This is a genomic window from Pseudomonas sp. UTLPPB19802 (assembly GCF_059730225.1).
Genome location: NZ_AP048545.1, coordinates 4,075,731 through 4,092,562, shown reverse-complemented (window position 1 = coordinate 4,092,562; position 16,832 = coordinate 4,075,731). Strand labels below are relative to the sequence as shown.

13 protein-coding genes are annotated in these 16,832 nt (G+C 63.2%); 9 read left to right on the top strand and 4 right to left on the bottom strand.

The window, feature by feature from the left end; genetic code table 11:
* Position 1 precedes the first annotated feature (1 nt).
* Positions 2 to 2,320: a glycoside hydrolase gene (locus AC6I6U_RS18130; RefSeq protein WP_497877408.1), complete on the bottom strand. Its 2,319-nt coding sequence runs from the start codon at positions 2,318 to 2,320 to the stop codon at positions 2 to 4.
* Positions 2,321 to 2,451: 131 nt separating this feature from the next.
* Positions 2,452 to 3,207, bottom strand: a complete 756-nt coding sequence (cobF, locus tag AC6I6U_RS18125; protein WP_497877407.1) for a precorrin-6A synthase (deacetylating) — start codon at positions 3,205 to 3,207, stop codon at positions 2,452 to 2,454.
* A gap of 133 nt (positions 3,208 to 3,340) precedes the next feature.
* Between cobF and AC6I6U_RS18120 the strand changes: the two genes are divergently transcribed.
* The gene (locus AC6I6U_RS18120; protein WP_497877406.1) at positions 3,341 to 4,246 is read left to right on the top strand and encodes a helix-turn-helix domain-containing protein; all 906 of its coding nucleotides are present in this window, start codon (positions 3,341 to 3,343) and stop codon (positions 4,244 to 4,246) included.
* A 75-nt stretch (positions 4,247 to 4,321) separates the two neighbouring features.
* On the opposite strand, the gene AC6I6U_RS18115 is transcribed toward AC6I6U_RS18120, so the two are convergent.
* Positions 4,322 to 4,552 (bottom strand): hypothetical protein, encoded by a 231-nt coding sequence (locus AC6I6U_RS18115; protein ID WP_497877405.1) that lies wholly within the window; start codon positions 4,550 to 4,552, stop codon positions 4,322 to 4,324.
* On the opposite strand from AC6I6U_RS18115, the gene AC6I6U_RS18110 reads away from it, so the two are divergent.
* The 7 genes from AC6I6U_RS18110 (at position 4,542) to AC6I6U_RS18080 (ending at position 12,902) form a co-directional block, all read left to right on the top strand.
* Complete coding sequence (locus AC6I6U_RS18110) at positions 4,542 to 5,852, top strand: ABC transporter substrate-binding protein (protein WP_497877404.1); 1,311 nt, start codon at positions 4,542 to 4,544, stop codon at positions 5,850 to 5,852. The two genes, AC6I6U_RS18115 and AC6I6U_RS18110, sit on opposite strands and share 11 nt — an antisense overlap.
* Positions 5,853 to 5,997: 145 nt before the next feature.
* Positions 5,998 to 6,924 carry a carbohydrate ABC transporter permease gene (locus AC6I6U_RS18105; protein ID WP_497877403.1) on the top strand — a complete coding sequence of 309 codons (927 nt, stop codon included), beginning with the start codon at positions 5,998 to 6,000 and terminating at the stop codon, positions 6,922 to 6,924.
* A gap of 10 nt (positions 6,925 to 6,934) precedes the next feature.
* Positions 6,935 to 7,771, top strand: coding sequence for a carbohydrate ABC transporter permease (locus tag AC6I6U_RS18100; protein ID WP_497877402.1), 837 nt, complete (start codon positions 6,935 to 6,937; stop codon positions 7,769 to 7,771).
* Between the two features lie 61 nt (positions 7,772 to 7,832).
* Entirely contained in the window at positions 7,833 to 8,936 is a 1,104-nt protein-coding gene (locus AC6I6U_RS18095; RefSeq protein WP_497877401.1) for an ABC transporter ATP-binding protein, read from the top strand.
* A 16-nt stretch (positions 8,937 to 8,952) separates the two neighbouring features.
* Positions 8,953 to 10,431, top strand: coding sequence for a mannitol dehydrogenase family protein (locus AC6I6U_RS18090; protein WP_497877400.1), 1,479 nt, complete (start codon positions 8,953 to 8,955; stop codon positions 10,429 to 10,431).
* Between the two features lie 35 nt (positions 10,432 to 10,466).
* Positions 10,467 to 11,957, top strand: coding sequence for a xylulokinase (xylB, locus tag AC6I6U_RS18085; RefSeq protein ID WP_497877399.1), 1,491 nt, complete (start codon positions 10,467 to 10,469; stop codon positions 11,955 to 11,957).
* Positions 11,958 to 11,963: 6 nt separating this feature from the next.
* Entirely contained in the window at positions 11,964 to 12,902 is a 939-nt protein-coding gene (locus AC6I6U_RS18080; protein ID WP_497877398.1) for a carbohydrate kinase family protein, read from the top strand.
* 88 nt (positions 12,903 to 12,990) lie between these two features.
* On the opposite strand, the gene AC6I6U_RS18075 is transcribed toward AC6I6U_RS18080, so the two are convergent.
* Entirely contained in the window at positions 12,991 to 14,157 is a 1,167-nt protein-coding gene (locus tag AC6I6U_RS18075; RefSeq protein ID WP_497877397.1) for a PilT/PilU family type 4a pilus ATPase, read from the bottom strand.
* A gap of 135 nt (positions 14,158 to 14,292) precedes the next feature.
* Between AC6I6U_RS18075 and AC6I6U_RS18070 the strand changes: the two genes are divergently transcribed.
* Positions 14,293 to 16,827 carry a PAS domain-containing hybrid sensor histidine kinase/response regulator gene (locus AC6I6U_RS18070; protein ID WP_497877396.1) on the top strand — a complete coding sequence of 845 codons (2,535 nt, stop codon included), beginning with the start codon at positions 14,293 to 14,295 and terminating at the stop codon, positions 16,825 to 16,827.
* Positions 16,828 to 16,832: the final 5 nt, after the last annotated feature.

Genomic DNA, 16,832 nt, shown 5'->3' with positions numbered 1-16,832 from the left:
TTCAGGCGGATGACGGGAACAGCCTGGCCACCTCGATCAGTTGCAGAACCTTGCCCGGTGCCAGGACCAGCGCCGAACGCGGTGGCAACAGCCGCCCCTCCGGCGAGCGGGCGGTTTTCCTGGAGAAGTTCACCGTAATCAACGTGCCGTCGCTGAACGAGGCGCGCTGCACCTGGCGATCCTGCGAAAGCACCTGGAAATCGCTCATGCGCTCGGTGAACAGTCGTTCGTGCAACGGCCGGAACACCTTGTCATAGGCGCGAATGAACGGCAGGTCGCGCGCCAGTACCTGGTCATTGAGGTGATACAGCGGCGGCACCATGTACAGCAGTTGCAGGAGCGCCGTGGTTTCCTTCTCGCTGGAAAACTTCAGCGAGCCATATTCCCAGTGGTGGGTGCTGACCAGGCTGTCGTGGAACACCAGTTGATACAGCGGCAGGCGAAACTGCGCCGAAGTCACGAAACGGGCAATCGAAGGCTTGAGTGGCACCGGCTTGAAATACAGGTCCGGGTTTTCCGGCGGCCAATAGCCGCCACGGTAGAAAGGCGATTGCTTGTTCTTGCCGATATCCGGGTCCATCCAGGCAAACGGCTGGGTGGCGATACCATGGCTGTAGGCGATGCCAGGCACGTAGAAGGCGATGCCGCCCTCGCTGCCCGTCACCAGGCCCAGCTCGCGAGTGGGGTATTGCAGCCGGCGCCAGCGCGCTTCGGCATCCTCGCGCTCGCTGGTTTCCCATCCCGGCGTGTAGTCCTTCAGTTCGGGACCGGCGGCATCGACATCGAGAAAATAGCTGTTCAGCCGGGCCCCACGTGCCACCGCGGCGATACGCCGCTGCGCGTAGGGCTCGACGGCCCGCGAATTGACATACACGCCCCGGCCATTGAACCCGCGGACCTTTTCGCCCCGGCTGTCGCGGTATCCCGCGGCCGCCAGTTCGTCGCCCATTTGCGCCGTGGCCCAGGTTGCCCGCAGGTTGGAGGGGTGGGCGCTGCCATAACTGTCATAGACCGCCACCAGGTAACCCGCCGCCTTGGCCGCCTGCACCGCCTCCGGATGCCACAACGCATCACGCCAGTCATCCGCGCCCAGCCAGGCGCTGGTGAGTTCGGCCTTGCGCAAGGCCTCCACGGTGTCGAGAGACAGGCCGCCGCCCCAGCGTCGGGGCTCGGCCAGCCAGGGGCCGAACGCCTCGAGCAGATGGCTGCGAACGCTTTGCCCCCAGGCCACATTGGCCGCCGGGTCATGATTGCCTGGCAACGGATCGACCGGCACCAGCGGCAGCACCGCCTGCAACGCCGCGTTGAGCGCACGGGTCAGCTCGCGCTGGCGGTAAGCCAGCACCCCGCCCCAGCCGCTCCCGGCCTCCTGCAGCGCCGACTCGAAGCTGGCACGCGTTACAGGATCGAACGCGTCCCAGAGTTTCGATGCCAGGTGCTCCCTATCACTCCGACGTGCGGCGAAGGCCCTCAGGAATACCGGCCAATCGGTGATGTCCGCCGCCTTCAACGGGCCGGCATCCCACAGATAGATATGCGGCGCGCCGCCGAGCCTGGCAACCAGGGGCTGGCGGGCGATTTTCTGCTTCAACGAAACCAGGTGGTCATGGGTTTCCAGCCATTGGCGATAGAAGCGCGCGCCATGCAGGGGATCCGCAGGACCGACCTTGATGCTGACGGTGAATGGCGCCCCCTTGGCCAGTCGATTGAATTCGTGGCTGACCCGCGGCAAGGGTCGTGCCTCCTGCGCGACGATGCCGAAACGGGTGTCGAACGGCGTCTCGATCAACCAGGTGATCGAATGGTCGGCACGCAGCTCAGTCCAGAATGGCATCGACAGCAGGGCGTTCAGGGCATCGGGCTCGTAACGCCGCAGCAGCCAGTCCAGCCATTGGCTATCCTCGCCAGGCACGTAGGCTCCTTCGCCGAACGGAAGCGCATGCGCCTTGATGGCCAGGGCTTCCACCGGCCGCGGCCATTCCAGAAGGCCCGGTTGTTCTGCACGGATCGACAGGCGCAAGGCATCCTGCTCGATGCCGGCCTCGACCAGGAATCGCTCGGAGCCATTGCTGATTTGCCAACTGCGGCCAATGGGTGCACTACTCCGCGCCGTGTCGGGAAAAGCGGCCGCACTGAGCAACGAGGCCGGGGCCGCGTCCCGGTGCAGGGTCACTTCGAGAGTCGAAGGATCGATGCTGAAGACGCCGCCACTGTAGGGCAGTTCGACCAGCGGCTGCCCGACAACCGGCAAGCTGGACAGGCACAGGCTCCATGTCAGGAACAGGCAGCGAAGTCGATCAATATCTAGTACGAGGCGCATGGCATTCCACAGGGATCTCCCAGGATTTTTCAGGGTCTGCGGACACTAAACGACAACGCCCTCCTTCTCCGTAAGAAGTGTCTCTTAGAAATACCGGAAATATCGCCAAATGACTGCCACCTGGCTTGATACTACGGTTTCAGCGGACGACGCAGCAGATAAGTGTCCATGATCCAGCCCTTGCGCTGCCTGGCTGCCTCACGCAACTCGCGGATCTTTCCCTGCACCTCATGCAGTTTGCCACTGACCAGCAGCTCATCCTCGGTACCCAGGTAGGCGCCCCAGTAGATTTCCAATGCCTGGTCGACAAATTGGCCAAAGGCGCAGTGGGCATCGAGCATGACCACCACATTGTCCAGATCCTCTGCGGCCAGGCGCCGCCCGGTAGTGATGCGGATCGGTTCGCCGATCCGGTTCAACGGCACCCGATGCCGGGCTGCCAGCGCCTGGACACTGCTGATGCCAGGAATCACCTCGACCTCGAACGCCGGCCCACCGAGGGCGACGATCCGATCCAGCACCCGCAGGGTACTGTCGTACAGTGCCGGCTCACCCCAGATCAGGAAAGCACCACACTCATCCTCGCCCAACTCCTCGTCGATCAACCGGGCGAACAGAGCGGCGCGCTGCGCATGCCAGCGCTCGACGCCGGCCTCGTACGAGTCCTCATTGTCCTCGCGCAGCGGGTCGCTGACCTGTACCAGGCGATAACCCGGCTGCTCGATGTAGCGTTCGCAAATGTCCTTGCGCAGATTGACCAACTCTTCCTTGGCCCGGCCCTTGTCCAGCAGAAAGAAGACCGAGGCACGATTCAGGGCCTTGATCGCCTGGAGGGTGATCTGTTCCGGGTGGCCGGAACCAATGCCGATCAATAGAACGCTCTTCACTGTTTCGCTCCTGGAAATGGGGCCGAAAGACGCAGGACAGACTGTTTCAGCTTATCCGAACCACGGCGCAAGGTTGGCAGACAGCCGACGAAGGAGGCATTATCGGACTGCAATAATAATAAAAGCGCTTGCCATGACTCGAACAACCCGCATCACCGACCCCTCCTATGAATTGATGGACGACCATAACGGCCTCTCCATCATTTATCGCCAGCACGGCTTTCCCTGCCCGCTGGTGCGTTGGCATTTCCACAAGGAATACGAGCTGCACCTGATCGTCGCCAGCTCCGGCAAGGTGTTCATCGGCGACTACATCGGCAACTTCCACCCGCAGACCCTGTTTCTCACCGGCCCCAACCTGCCGCACAACTGGATCAGCCAGGTGGCCGAAGACGAGGTGGTGCCCAAGCGCGACATGCTGGTGAACTTCACCGACGAACTGTTCGAGGAAGGCCACCAGATCTTCGCCGAGCTGAAAACCCTGGCCCCCCTGCTGGAGCGGGCCCAGTACGGCATCGAATTCCGCTGCAAGGACACGATCGGCCAGGCGGCGCAACTGATGCAACGCATCGCCGACTCCCAGGGCGTGACGCGCCTGGGGCACTTCCTGATCCTGCTGGAATTGCTCAGCGCCTGCGACGACTACCAACTGCTCTCCGGGGTCACTACCCCGCAACTGGCCGACGAAAACAACATCGATCGCACCAACCGGGCTGTCGACTACATTTTCGCCCACTACGCCCGCGAGCTGCCGCTTGAAGAGGTCGCCGACTACCTGGGGATGAAGCCCACCTACTTTTCCAGGGTGTTCAAGCAGGCCACCGGACGCTGCTTCGTCGAGTTCGTCAATCGCCTGCGCATCAGCAAATCCTGCGAATTGCTGGTCGATGGCGACAAGCCGGTCACCGATGTGTGCTTCGAATCGGGCTTCAACAACATTTCCAACTTCAACCGGCGCTTCCAGCAACTCAAGGGCATGACACCCTCCCACTACCGTCGTCTTGCAGTGCAACGCCTGACCGAGCAGAACCACGGCTGACCCCTCCGGGCGCCCCATTCGGGGCGTTTCCAGCTTTTTTCGCAAGAATCCTGTACGGATTTACCTCTGACCGAACTACCCGACAATCCCGACCTTGAGCGGTCGAACCACGGTTTCAGCAAGCCACGCCCTACCCATCGAGTGCAAAAAAGTATCGATTGCAGTGTCGTCAAGGATTTGTCTGTTCGGCGATTGGAGGCTGTAATCAGCCACAGATTCTTCCTCGACACCGGAAGATACAAAAACAATAAACCGACCTTCGAGCGTCACCTGGCGCCAAGAAGAGGAGTGTTCGATGAAAGCCATAGCAAAAGCTCTGCTCGTCTCCACCTGCCTGACCGTCAGCGGCGTCAGTCTGGGTGCCCAGACCCTGACCATCGCCACCGTCAACAACAGCGACATGATCCGCATGCAGAAGCTGTCGAAGACCTTCGAGGCCGAACACCCGGAGATCAAGCTGAACTGGGTGGTTCTGGAAGAGAACGTCCTGCGCCAGCGCCTGACCACCGACATCGCCACCCAGGGCGGCCAGTTCGACGTACTCACCATCGGCATGTACGAGGCCGCACTGTGGGGTGCCAAGGGTTGGCTGGAACCGATGAACAACCTGCCCGCTGCCTACGACATCGACGACGTGTTTCCTTCGGTACGCGACGGCCTTTCGGTCAAGGGCACCCTGTTCGCCCTGCCGTTCTACGCCGAAAGCTCCATGACCTACTACCGTACCGACCTGTTCAAGGACGCCGGCCTGACCATGCCCGAGCGGCCGACCTGGGAGCAGATCGGCGAGTTCGCCGCCAAGCTCAATCATCCGGACAAGGAACAATACGGCATCTGCCTGCGCGGCAAGGCCGGCTGGGGCGAGAACATGGCGCTGGTCACCACCGTGGCCAACGCCTACGGCGCCCGCTGGTTCGACGAGAAGTGGCAGCCGGAATTCACCGGCAGTGAATGGAAGAATGCCCTGAACTTCTATGTCACCACCATGAAGAAAGCCGGACCGCCCGGCGCGTCGAGCAACGGTTTCAACGAGAACCTCGCGCTGTTCAACAGTGGCAAGTGCGCGATCTGGGTCGATGCCAGCGTCGCCGGTTCATTCGTCACCGACAAGAGCCAGAGCAAGGTCGCCGACCACGTCGGTTTCACCTACGCGCCACACCAGGTCACCGAGAAAGGCTCGGCCTGGCTCTACTCCTGGGCGCTGGCGATTCCCACCAGTTCCAAGGCCAAGGATGCAGCGAAGACCTTCAGCAGCTGGGCCACCTCCAAGGAATACGCGGCACTGGTGGCCAAGGAGGACGGTATCGCCAACGTCCCGCCAGGCACCCGTGCCTCGACCTACAGCGACGCCTACATGCAGGCTGCACCGTTCGCGAAAATTACCCTGGAATCGCTCAAGACGGCCAACCCGAAAGACCCGAGCGCCAAGCCGGTGCCCTACGTCGGCATCCAGCTGGTGACCATTCCCGAGTTCCAGGCCATTGGCACCCAGGTCGGCAAGTTGTTCTCCGCTGCGCTGATCGGCCAGACCACGGTCGACCAGGCCCTGGCCGCGGCCCAACAGAGCACTGAACGCGAGATGAAGCGCGCAGGCTATCCCAAGTAGAGGCTGACCTGCAGGAGCAGGGCTTGCCCGCGAAGACATCGGTCCAGGCAACACGCTATGCCGGGAATACCGAGTCGCACCCTTCGCGAGCAAGCCCTGCTCCTACACAAGACCTGCTCCCTGCCCCCAAGCGGTTTTGAACACCATGAATACCACTACTGTAAAAGCCCATATGGACACCCCCCAGCCGCTGCGCAAAAGCCGTCTGCGCAACCCTGGCTGGTTCCTCGTCAGCCCCTCGGTGGCCCTGTTGCTGCTGTGGATGATCGTGCCACTGGGCATGACCCTGTACTTTTCGCTGATCCGCTACAACCTGCTCTACCCCGGCGAAAACAACTTCGTCGGGCTGGAGAACTTCAGCTACTTCCTCACCGACTCAGGCTTCCTGCCCGGCGCCGCCAATACCCTGTTGCTGGTGGGCAGCGTACTGCTGATCAGCGTGGTGTTCGGCGTGCTGATCTCGGCCCTGCTGGAAGCCAGTGAATTCCTCGGTCGCGGCATCGTCCGGGTGCTGCTGATATCGCCGTTCTTCATCATGCCGACGGTTGGCGCGCTGATCTGGAAGAACCTGCTGTTCCACCCGGTCTCGGGCGTGCTCGCTGCGGTCTGGCGGCTGTTCGGCGCCGAGCCGGTGGACTGGCTGGCGCACTATCCGTTGCTGTCGATCATCATCATCGTCTCCTGGCAATGGCTGCCCTTCGCCATCCTGATCCTGATGACCGCCATGCAGTCCCTCGACCAGGAACAGAAGGAAGCCGCACGCCTGGACGGCGCCGGCCCACTGGCGATCTTCTGGCACCTGACCCTGCCACACCTGGCCCGGCCCATCGCCGTGGTGGTGATGATCGAAACCATCTTCCTGCTGTCGGTGTTCGCCGAGATCTTCACTACCACCAATGGTGGCCCCGGCTATGCCTCGACCAACCTCGCCTACCTGATCTACAACCAGGCACTGGTCCAGTTCGACGTCGGCATGGCTTCCGCCGGTGGCCTGATCGCCGTGGTCATCGCCAACATCGCCGCGATCATCCTGGTGCGGATGCTCGGCAAAAACCTGACTGACAAGCCTTGAGGCCCGCGCCATGACCCTGACCCTCAAACAATCGCGCCGCCTGCAGAGCGTGCTGCTCGGCATCCTGGCCTGGACCATTGCCCTGCTGATCTTCTTCCCGATCTTCTGGATGGTACTGACCAGCTTCAAGAGCGAGATCGACGCCTTTGCAACGCCGCCGCAATTCATCTTCAGCCCGACCCTGGAGAACTACCTGCATATCCAGGAGCGCAGCGGCTACCTGCGTTTCGCCTGGAACTCGGTGGTGATTTCCTTCAGCGCCACCGCACTGTGCCTGCTGATCGCAGTGCCGGCCGCGTACTCCATGGCGTTCTACGAAACCCAGCGGACCAAGCGCACACTGTTGTGGATGCTCTCCACCAAGATGCTGCCGCCAGTGGGCGTGCTGATGCCGATCTACCTGCTGGCCAAGTCGTTCAACCTGCTCGACACCCGCCTGGCGCTCATCGTGATCTACACCCTGATCAACCTGCCGATCGTGGTCTGGATGGTGTACACCTACTTCAAGGACATCCCCCGGGACATACTCGAAGCCGCTCGCCTCGACGGCGCCACGCTGCTGCAGGAAATGCTGCGGGTGCTGCTGCCGATCAGCAAGGGCGGCCTGGCCTCGACCCTGCTGCTGTCGCTGATCCTGTGCTGGAACGAAGCCTTCTGGTCATTGAACCTGACCTCCTCCAACGCGGCGCCACTGACGGCCCTGATCGCGTCCTACTCCAGCCCCGAGGGCCTGTTCTGGGCCAAGTTGTCCGCAGTCTCGACCCTGGCCTGCGCACCGATCCTGATCTTTGGCTGGATCAGCCAGAAACAGCTGGTACGCGGCCTGTCCTTCGGTGCCGTGAAGTAAATGAATACAACACGGTCCGTGTAGGAGCCGGTGTTCTGCCAAACAATCGAGGAAACACACCATGGCCAATCTGAAAATCAAGCATCTGCAAAAGGGCTTCGAAGGCCTCTCCATCATCAAGGGCATCGACCTGGAAGTGCGCGACCGCGAGTTCGTGGTCTTCGTCGGTCCGTCCGGTTGCGGCAAGTCGACCCTGCTGCGGCTGATCGCCGGCCTGGAGGAAGTCACCTCCGGTACCATCGAGCTGGACGGGCGCGACATCACCGAGGTCAGCCCGGCCAAGCGCGACCTGGCAATGGTGTTCCAGACCTACGCCCTGTATCCGCACATGAGCGTACGCAAGAACATGTCCTTCGCCCTGGACCTGGCCGGAGTGGCCAAGGCCGAAGTCGAGCGCAAGGTCAACGAGGCCGCGCGCACCCTCGAACTCGGGCCGCTGCTCGAACGCAAGCCCAAGCAACTCTCCGGTGGCCAGCGTCAGCGCGTTGCCATCGGCCGGGCCATCGTGCGCAACCCGAAGATCTTCCTGTTCGACGAGCCACTGTCCAACCTCGACGCCGCGCTGCGGGTGCAGATGCGCCTGGAGCTGGCACGTCTGCACAAGGAGTTGCAGGCAACCATGATCTACGTGACCCACGACCAGGTCGAAGCCATGACCCTCGCCGACAAGGTGGTGGTGCTCAATGGCGGGCGGGTCGAACAGGTCGGCTCGCCCCTGGAGCTGTACCACTCGCCGGTCAACCTGTTTGTCGCCGGTTTTCTTGGCACGCCGAAGATGGGTTTCCTCAAGGGCAAGGTCAGCCGTGTCGACGGCCAGGGCTGTGAGGTCGAGCTGGACGCCGGTACACGCATCAGCCTGGCGCAGAGTGGCGCCAGCCTCAACGTCGGCAGCCCGGTGACCCTCGGCATCCGCCCGGAACACCTGGAGCTCGCCAAGCCCGGCGACTGCGTGCTGCGGGTCACCGCCGATGTCGGCGAACGCCTGGGCAGCGATACCTACTGCCACGTCCGCACCCAATCCGGCGAAGCGCTGACCATGCGCATCCGCGGCGACCTGGCCAGCCAGTATGGCGAAACCCTCGAACTGCACCTGGACAGCGACCACTGCCACCTTTTCGATGCCGACGGCATTGCGTTGCCCCGTGCGCTGCGTGCCGCGGCCTGATCAAGAGAACCCCGCAATGAACCTGAACAAACAGAACCTGCACAACCTGTCCCCGCAAGTCGCCCTGCCCGGCTACGTGGCGAGCAATACCCGCCAAGGCATCGCCCACATCGGCGTCGGCGGCTTCCATCGTGCCCACCAGGCCTACTACACCGACGCCCTGATGAACCTCGGCGAAGGCCACGACTGGAGCATCTGCGGCATCGGCCTGCGCCGCGAGGACCAAGGCGTGCGTGACGCCCTGGCGGCCCAGGACCACCTCTACACCCTCTACGAACTGGGTGACGGCGACGACACTGAAACCCGGGTCATTGCCGCCATCAGCGGCATGCTGCTGGCCCAGGACAGCGCCCAGGCAATCATCGACAAGCTGGCCTCGGCCGACATCCGCATCGTTTCGCTGACCATCACCGAAGGTGGCTACTGCATCGACGACAGCAACGGCGAGTTCATGGCCAACCTGCCGCAGATCCAGCATGACCTGAACCATCCCGAGGTGCCCCAGACAGTCTTCGGCTTTCTCTGTGCCGCCCTGGCCAAGCGCCGGGCCAATGGCATTCCGGCATTTACCCTGATGTCCTGCGATAACCTGCCACACAACGGCGCGGTGACCCGCAAGGCGCTGCTGGCCTTCGCCGCGCTGCGCGATGCCGGGTTGCATGACTGGATCGCCGCCAATGTAAGCTTCCCCAATGCCATGGTCGACCGCATCACGCCGATGACCAGTTCCGCCCATCGCCTGCAACTGCACGACGAACACGGCATCGACGATGCCTGGCCGGTGGTCTGCGAACCTTTCGTGCAGTGGGTGCTGGAAGACAAGTTCGTCAACGGCCGGCCAGCCTGGGAAAAGGTCGGCGTACAGTTCACCGACGACGTCACGCCCTACGAGGAAATGAAGATCAAGCTGCTCAACGGCAGTCACCTGGCGCTCACCTACCTGGGCTTCCTCAAGGGCTACCGCTTCGTCCACGAGACCATGAACGACCCGCTGTTCGTTGCCTACATGCGTGCCTACATGGACCTGGACGTGACCCCGCAACTGGCGCCAGTGCCAGGCATCGACCTGCACGACTACAAGAACACCCTGGTCGAGCGCTTCTCCAACCAGGCGATTGCCGACCAGCTGGAACGGGTGTGCTCCGATGGCTCGTCGAAATTTCCCAAGTTCACCGTGCCGACCATCAACCGGCTGGTCGCCGATGGCCGCGAAACCGAGCGCGCGGCGCTGGTGGTGGCGGCCTGGGCGCTGTATCTCAAGGGTGTCGACGAGAACGGCGTACGCTACCGTATTCCCGATCCACGCGCCGAGTTCTGCCAGGCGCTGGTCACCGACGACACCCTGATCGCGCAGCGCCTGCTGGGCGTGGAAGAGATCTTCGGTACGGCGATTCCGAAGTCCAAGGCTTTCGTCACCGCCTTCAAGAGCTGCTACAACAGCCTGCGCGAAGTCGGTGTGAGCAAAACCTTGGAACGCTTGCTGGCGCGGATCTGACCCCTGCGATCCAGCCCCAACTGCCAGGCACCACCATGAACCAGAAACTCTACCTCGGCATCGACTGCGGCACCCAAGGCACCAAGGCGCTTGTTCTCGACAGCATCAGCGGCCGGGTGCTGGGCGAGGGCTCGGCACCCCATGAACTGATCAGCGGCGCCAATGGTCGCCGCGAGCAGGACACCGGGCAGTGGCTGGAAGCTTTCATCCAGGCCACCCGCCAGGCCTTGCGCGCGGCACAGATCGACGGCCAGGCCATCCTCGGCCTCGGTGTCTCCGGCCAACAGCACGGTCTGGTACTGCTCGACGAGCAAGGCCAGGTCCTGCGCCCGGCCAAGCTCTGGTGCGACACCGAAAGCACCCCGCAGAACCAACAGTTGCTGAACTACCTGGGCGGAGAGCCAGGCTCGCTCACTCGTCTCGGCCTGGTGATCGCACCCGGCTACACCGTATCCAAGCTGCTCTGGACGAAGGAGCAGCACCCGGATCTGTTCGCCCGCATCGCCCATGTCCTGCTGCCCCATGACTATCTCAACTACTGGCTGACCGGTCGTGCTTGCGCCGAATATGGCGATGCTTCCGGCACGGGCTATTTCGATGTACGCAAGCGCTGCTGGGACCTGCCGCTGCTGCACCATATCGACCCTGGCGGTCGCCTGGAGGCGGCCCTGCCGGAGCTGATCGAGGCTCATCAGCCGGTAGGCCGGGTGCTCCCGGAGATTGCCCGGCAACTGGGGATCAATCCCCAGGCCGTGGTTTCCAGCGGCGGTGGCGACAACATGATGGGCGCCATTGGCACCGGCAACATCCACCCCGGGATCATCACCATGAGCCTCGGCTCCTCCGGCACCGTCTATGCCTATGCCGACCAGCCACCATCCAGCCCGGACGCCTCGGTCGCCGCCTTCTGCGCCTCAAGCGGCGGCTGGCTTCCGCTGATCTGCACCATGAACCTGACCAATGCCACCGGCGCGGTACGCGAGCTGTTCAAGCTTGGGCTCGATGAGTTCAATACCCTGGTGAACCAGGCCCCCATCGGCGCCGATGGCGTCAGCATGCTGCCGTTCCTCAATGGCGAACGGGTGCCTGCCCTGCCCCAGGCCAGCGGCAGCCTGCTGGGCCTGACCCTGGCCAACCTGACCCAGGCCAACCTGTGCCGCGCGGTGGTCGAGGGCACCACCTTCGGCCTACGCTATGGCCTCGACCTGCTGCACGGCAACGGCCTGCAAGGCCAGAGCATCCGCCTGATCGGCGGCGGGGCGAAGAGCCCGGTGTGGCGGCAGCTGGTCGCCGACATCATGGACGCCCCGGTCATCTGTACCGGACAGGGCGAGGCCGCCGCCCTTGGCGCGGCGATCCAGGCGGCCTGGTGCGAGTCCGGAAGGCTTCACGGCCTGGCCGAACTGTGCGAGCGTTGCGTCAGCCTCGACACGGGCAGCGAGACCCGGCCGATCCCGGCCAATGTCAGTGCCTATCAACCGATCTATCACCGCTACCGCCAACAGGTCGCGGCCCTTCAAGAGTGAGCATCCATGTATCTGGTCTGTGGTGAAGCACTGTTCGATTTCTTCAGCGAGCCCGACGCCAGCGGGCAAGCGGCAAAAGTGAATTTCAAGGCGATTGCCGGTGGTTCGCCATTCAACGTCGCGGTGGGCCTGCGCCGCCTGGGCGTGGAGGCAGCACTGTTTGCCGGCCTGTCCAACGACTACCTGGGGCGCCGCCTGCAGCAGGTCCTGCTGGAAGAAGGCGTGCGCGCCGACTACCTGCGGGACTTCGACGCGCCCACGACCCTGGCGATGGTCGCCGTGGCTGCCGACGGCTCGCCCCACTACAGTTTCCGTGGCGAAGGCTGCGCCGACCGCCAGTTGTCACTGGAGCACCTGCCCAGCCTCGGCGCCGAGGTTCGTGGCCTGCACGTTGGCTCGTACTCGCTGGCGGTACAGCCGATCGCCGACACCCTGCTGGCCCTGGTCCACCGGGAAAGCGGCCGCCGGCTGATCACTCTCGATCCCAACGTGCGGCTCAATCCGCAGCCGGACATCGAACTGTGGCGCCAGCGTATCGCGGAACTGGCTGCCCACGCCGACATGATCAAGGTCAGCGACGAGGACCTGGGCCTGCTCTACCCCGACCGTGAGCCCCAGGACATTGCCCGACAATGGCTGGAACAGCGCTGCCAGCTGGTATTCCTCACCCGTGGCAAGCAAGGCGCCAGTGTCTACAGCCGCCGTCATGGGCACTGGTCGGTGCCCGCCCGCGAGGTGCCTGTCGCGGATACCGTCGGTGCTGGGGACACCTTCCAGGCCGCGTTGATCACCTGGTTGACCGAGCATCAACTGGACTCGGTACATGGCCTGGAACAATTGGAGAAAGTGCAGATCGACGCCATGCTGAACTTCGCCGTCAGCGCCGCAGCCATCACCTGCAGCCGCGTCGGGCCGGACCTGCCCTACCGTCAGCAAGTGGTTTGAGAGAAAAAACGACGAGGGGCACCTCGAACTGTCATTTCTGACAGCAGGCAGGCCCCGGCGTGCTTGAGGCACCCGGACAGCCAATCGGTCAATGAGACGGCATGTCTTCGTCGTCGACCAGCCCCCAATCCCTGGTATCCAGCTCCTGCGCCGCCACGGGCGGTGCCGGCGGGGTCTTCTGCTGCACTGCGGCGCCGTCGTGGTGCAGCTTCAGCCGCAGGCGCAGGTTGTTTACCGAGTCGGCATTCTTCAGCGCCTCGTCCTCGTCGATCGCGCCTTCCACCGCCAGGTTGAACAGCGCCGTGTCGAAGGTCAGCATGCCGCTGACCTCGGACTTCTCCATGATGCCCTTGAGTTCGGAGAACTCGTTGCGCTTGATGAAATCGCGAATCGTCGGCGTGCCCAGCATCACCTCGACCGCAGCCCGGCGCTTGCCATCGGTGGTGCGCACCAGCCGCTGGGAAACGAAGGCCTGCAAGTTGTTGCCCAGGTCGTTGAGCAATTGCGGGCGACGGTCTTCAGGGAAGAAATTGATGATCCGGTCCAGGGCCTGGTTGGCGTTGTTGGCGTGCAGGGTCGAGATCGCCATGTGCCCGGTGTCGGCAAAGGCCAGGGCATGTTCCATGGTCTCGCGGTCGCGGATCTCGCCGATCAGGATCACATCCGGAGCCTGGCGCAGGGTGTTTTTCAACGCGGCGTGGAAACTGCGGGTGTCGACCCCCACTTCCCGCTGGTTGATGATCGACTTCTTGTGTCGGTGGATATACTCCACCGGGTCCTCGATGGTGATGATGTGGCCGCTGCTGTGCCGGTTGCGGTAGTCGATCAGTGCTGCCAGCGAGGTCGACTTGCCCGAGCCGGTGGCACCGACGAACAGCACCAGGCCACGCTTTTCCATGATGGTTTCGAGCAGGATCGGCGGCAACTTGAGGTCTTCGAAACGGGGGATCTCCAGCTTGATGTTCCGGGCGACGATGGAGACTTCGTTGCGCTGCTTGAAAATATTGACCCGGAAGCGCCCGACACCCGGCAACGATAGCGCCAGGTTCATTTCCAGTTCGCGCTCGAACTGCTGGCGCTGTTCGGCGTCCATGATACCGTCGGCAATCAGCGCCACCTCGCCCGCCTTGAGTGCGTCGGTGCCCAGCGGCTTGAGTACGCCGTTGAACTTGGCACAGGGCGGTGCCCCGGTCGACAGGTAGAGATCCGAGCCGTCCTGGGCGGCAAGGAGTTTCAATAAGGCATGGATTTCCATGGCAACGATGTCCGCAATACAGTCGAATGAGGTTGAAATGCTCAGCCAGGCGTCATTTCAGGTTGGCAACGGTCTACAGCTTGGCGGGATAATAGACTGCCATGCAACTCAAAGCTTCACCTTCAAGGCAGGTTTATGAACGGATTGCCCACCGACAACGACGTCGCCACGCTGCTTGCTTGCCTGGACTGGTCCCAAACGGCCCTTGGTCCACAGCGGGACTGGCCACAGAGCCTGCGCACGGCCGCCGACCTCGTTGTCCATTCACCGATGCCGATGCTGCTGATGTGGGGACCTGCACGGGTGCAGATCTACAACGACAGCTTCTCGCGGCTTTCCGGCAACAAACATCCCCAGGCCTTTGGCCAACCGTTCGAGCTGGCCTGGCCGGAATACCTCGAGTTTAGCGCACCATTGCTTCAGGCCGTGGCCCAGGGACGGAGCGTCGACTTGGCGGAGCAGCAGTTCATCCTGCAGCGCCCCGAGGGCGACAGCGACCTTTGGCTAGACCTGACCTACAGCCCGGTGCGCGACGAATCGGGCGAAGTGGCCGGGGTCCTGGTCACCGCCATCGAACTCAACGAACGACGGCTGCGCGCGATGGAACTGCAGCGACGCTCCGAAGCCAGCATCAAGGCCCAGCACGACAGCGAAGAACGCCTGCAACTGGCAATGGCCGCCACCGGCACCCTCGGCACCTGGGATTGGGACATCGACCAGGATCGCTTCGTCACCGATGCGCGATTTGCCCGGCTGCATGGCGTCGATCCGGCGCTGGCGGCCCAGACGCCCCTCAGCGTGTACATGGAAAGCGTGCACCCGGAAGACCGTGGGCTGGTGGCGCGCGGGATCAAGCATTGCCTGGAGAACAACACCGAACACGCCGAGGAATACCGGGTCCAGGCCAACGGCCAGATCCGCTGGGTCTACGCCCGTGGCCGCTGCTACCAGGGCACTCACGGACGCGCCCAACGCTTCGTCGGCGCCGCGCTGGACATTACCGAGCGCAAGCAGAGTGAACAGGCCTTGCGCCAGAGTCAGACCGAACTGCAACTGGTGATCAATGCCGTACCGGCGCTGATCGGCTATGTCGACCGCGAGGAGCGCTTTCGCCTGAACAACAGTGCCTACCTCGACTGGTTCGGCAAGACCCCGCAGGAGCTCTACGGCAAGACCCTGCGCGAAGTACTCGGCGAGCAGGCCTATGCGGTGCGCGCCGACTACATTGCCGGAGCCCTGGCCGGCAAGGCCTGCAGCTTCAGCATCGACACACCCTACCGTGACGGCAACCTGCGTCACGCCACCATGCGCTACCTGCCGCGCTACGGCCAGGACGGTGCAGTGAATGGTTTCTACATCTTCGTCAACGACGATACCGAGCGCAAATGCACCGAGGAGGCCCTGCGCAACCTCAACGAGACCCTTGAGGAGCGTGTTGCCCAGCGCACCCAGGCGCTGGCCGAATCGAACCAGCGCCTGCAGAACGAGATGTTCGAGCGCGAGCGCGCCGAAGACGCCCTGCGCCATGCGCAGAAGATGGAAGCCGTCGGCCAGCTCACCGGCGGCATCGCCCATGACTTCAACAACATGCTCACCGGCATCATCGGCAGCCTGGACCTGATGCAGCGCTATATCGCCGCCGGACGCAGCGCCGAGATCGGCCGTTTTGCCGACGCCGCGGTCAACTCCGCACAGCGTGCGGCCGCCCTGACCCACCGCCTGCTGGCCTTCTCCCGTCGCCAGTCGCTGGACCGCCGGCGCATCGAGCCGAACCAGTTGGTGCAGTCGCTGGAGGAACTGTTCAGCCGCACCAAGGGTGCGCATATCGATTTGCAGGTACGCCTGGGCCGGGACGTCTGGCCGGTCAACACTGACGCCGGGCAGTTGGAAAGCGCCCTGCTCAACCTGGTGATCAACGCCCGCGACGCGATGCCCGGCGGCGGCAGGCTGCTGATCGAGACCGCCAACAGTTACCTCGACGGCAGCGATATCAGTACGGTGGAGCCGGTCAATGCTGGCGACTACGTGATGATCGGCGTCAGCGACAACGGAACAGGCATGAGCCCGTCGGTCATGTCCAAGGCTTTCGATCCGTTCTTCACCACCAAGCCCATCGGCCAGGGTACCGGCCTCGGCCTGTCGATGATCTACGGCTTCGCCCAGCAATCCGGTGGGCATGTCACCTTGCACAGCACACCGGGTGAAGGTACCTGCGTGCGCCTGTACCTGCCGCGCTTTCACGCCCAGGCCAACGAGGAAGCGCCGAAAGCGGACAATCCGCAATCGCCCACCGCTTCGGTCGATGAATCGGTGATGGTGGTCGAGGACGATCCGGCGGTGCGCATGCTGGTACTCAGCCTGCTGGACGAGTTGGGCTACACCGTGCACCCGGCGGCCGACGCCAGGACGGCCCTGCCGCTGCTGGAGTCATCGCTGCGCATCGACCTGCTGGTGACCGACGTTGGCCTGCCGGGCATGAACGGCAGGCAGTTGGCGGAGATCGCCCGCCAGCATCGCCCCGGACTCAAGGTGCTGTTCATGACCGGCTATGCGGAAAAGGCTGCCGAACGCCAGGGGTTCCTCGAAGAAGGCATGGACCTGATCGCCAAGCCATTTACCCTCGACCTGCTGGCTAACCGGGTGCGCGACATGCTCGGCCATTCCAGTTGATTTCA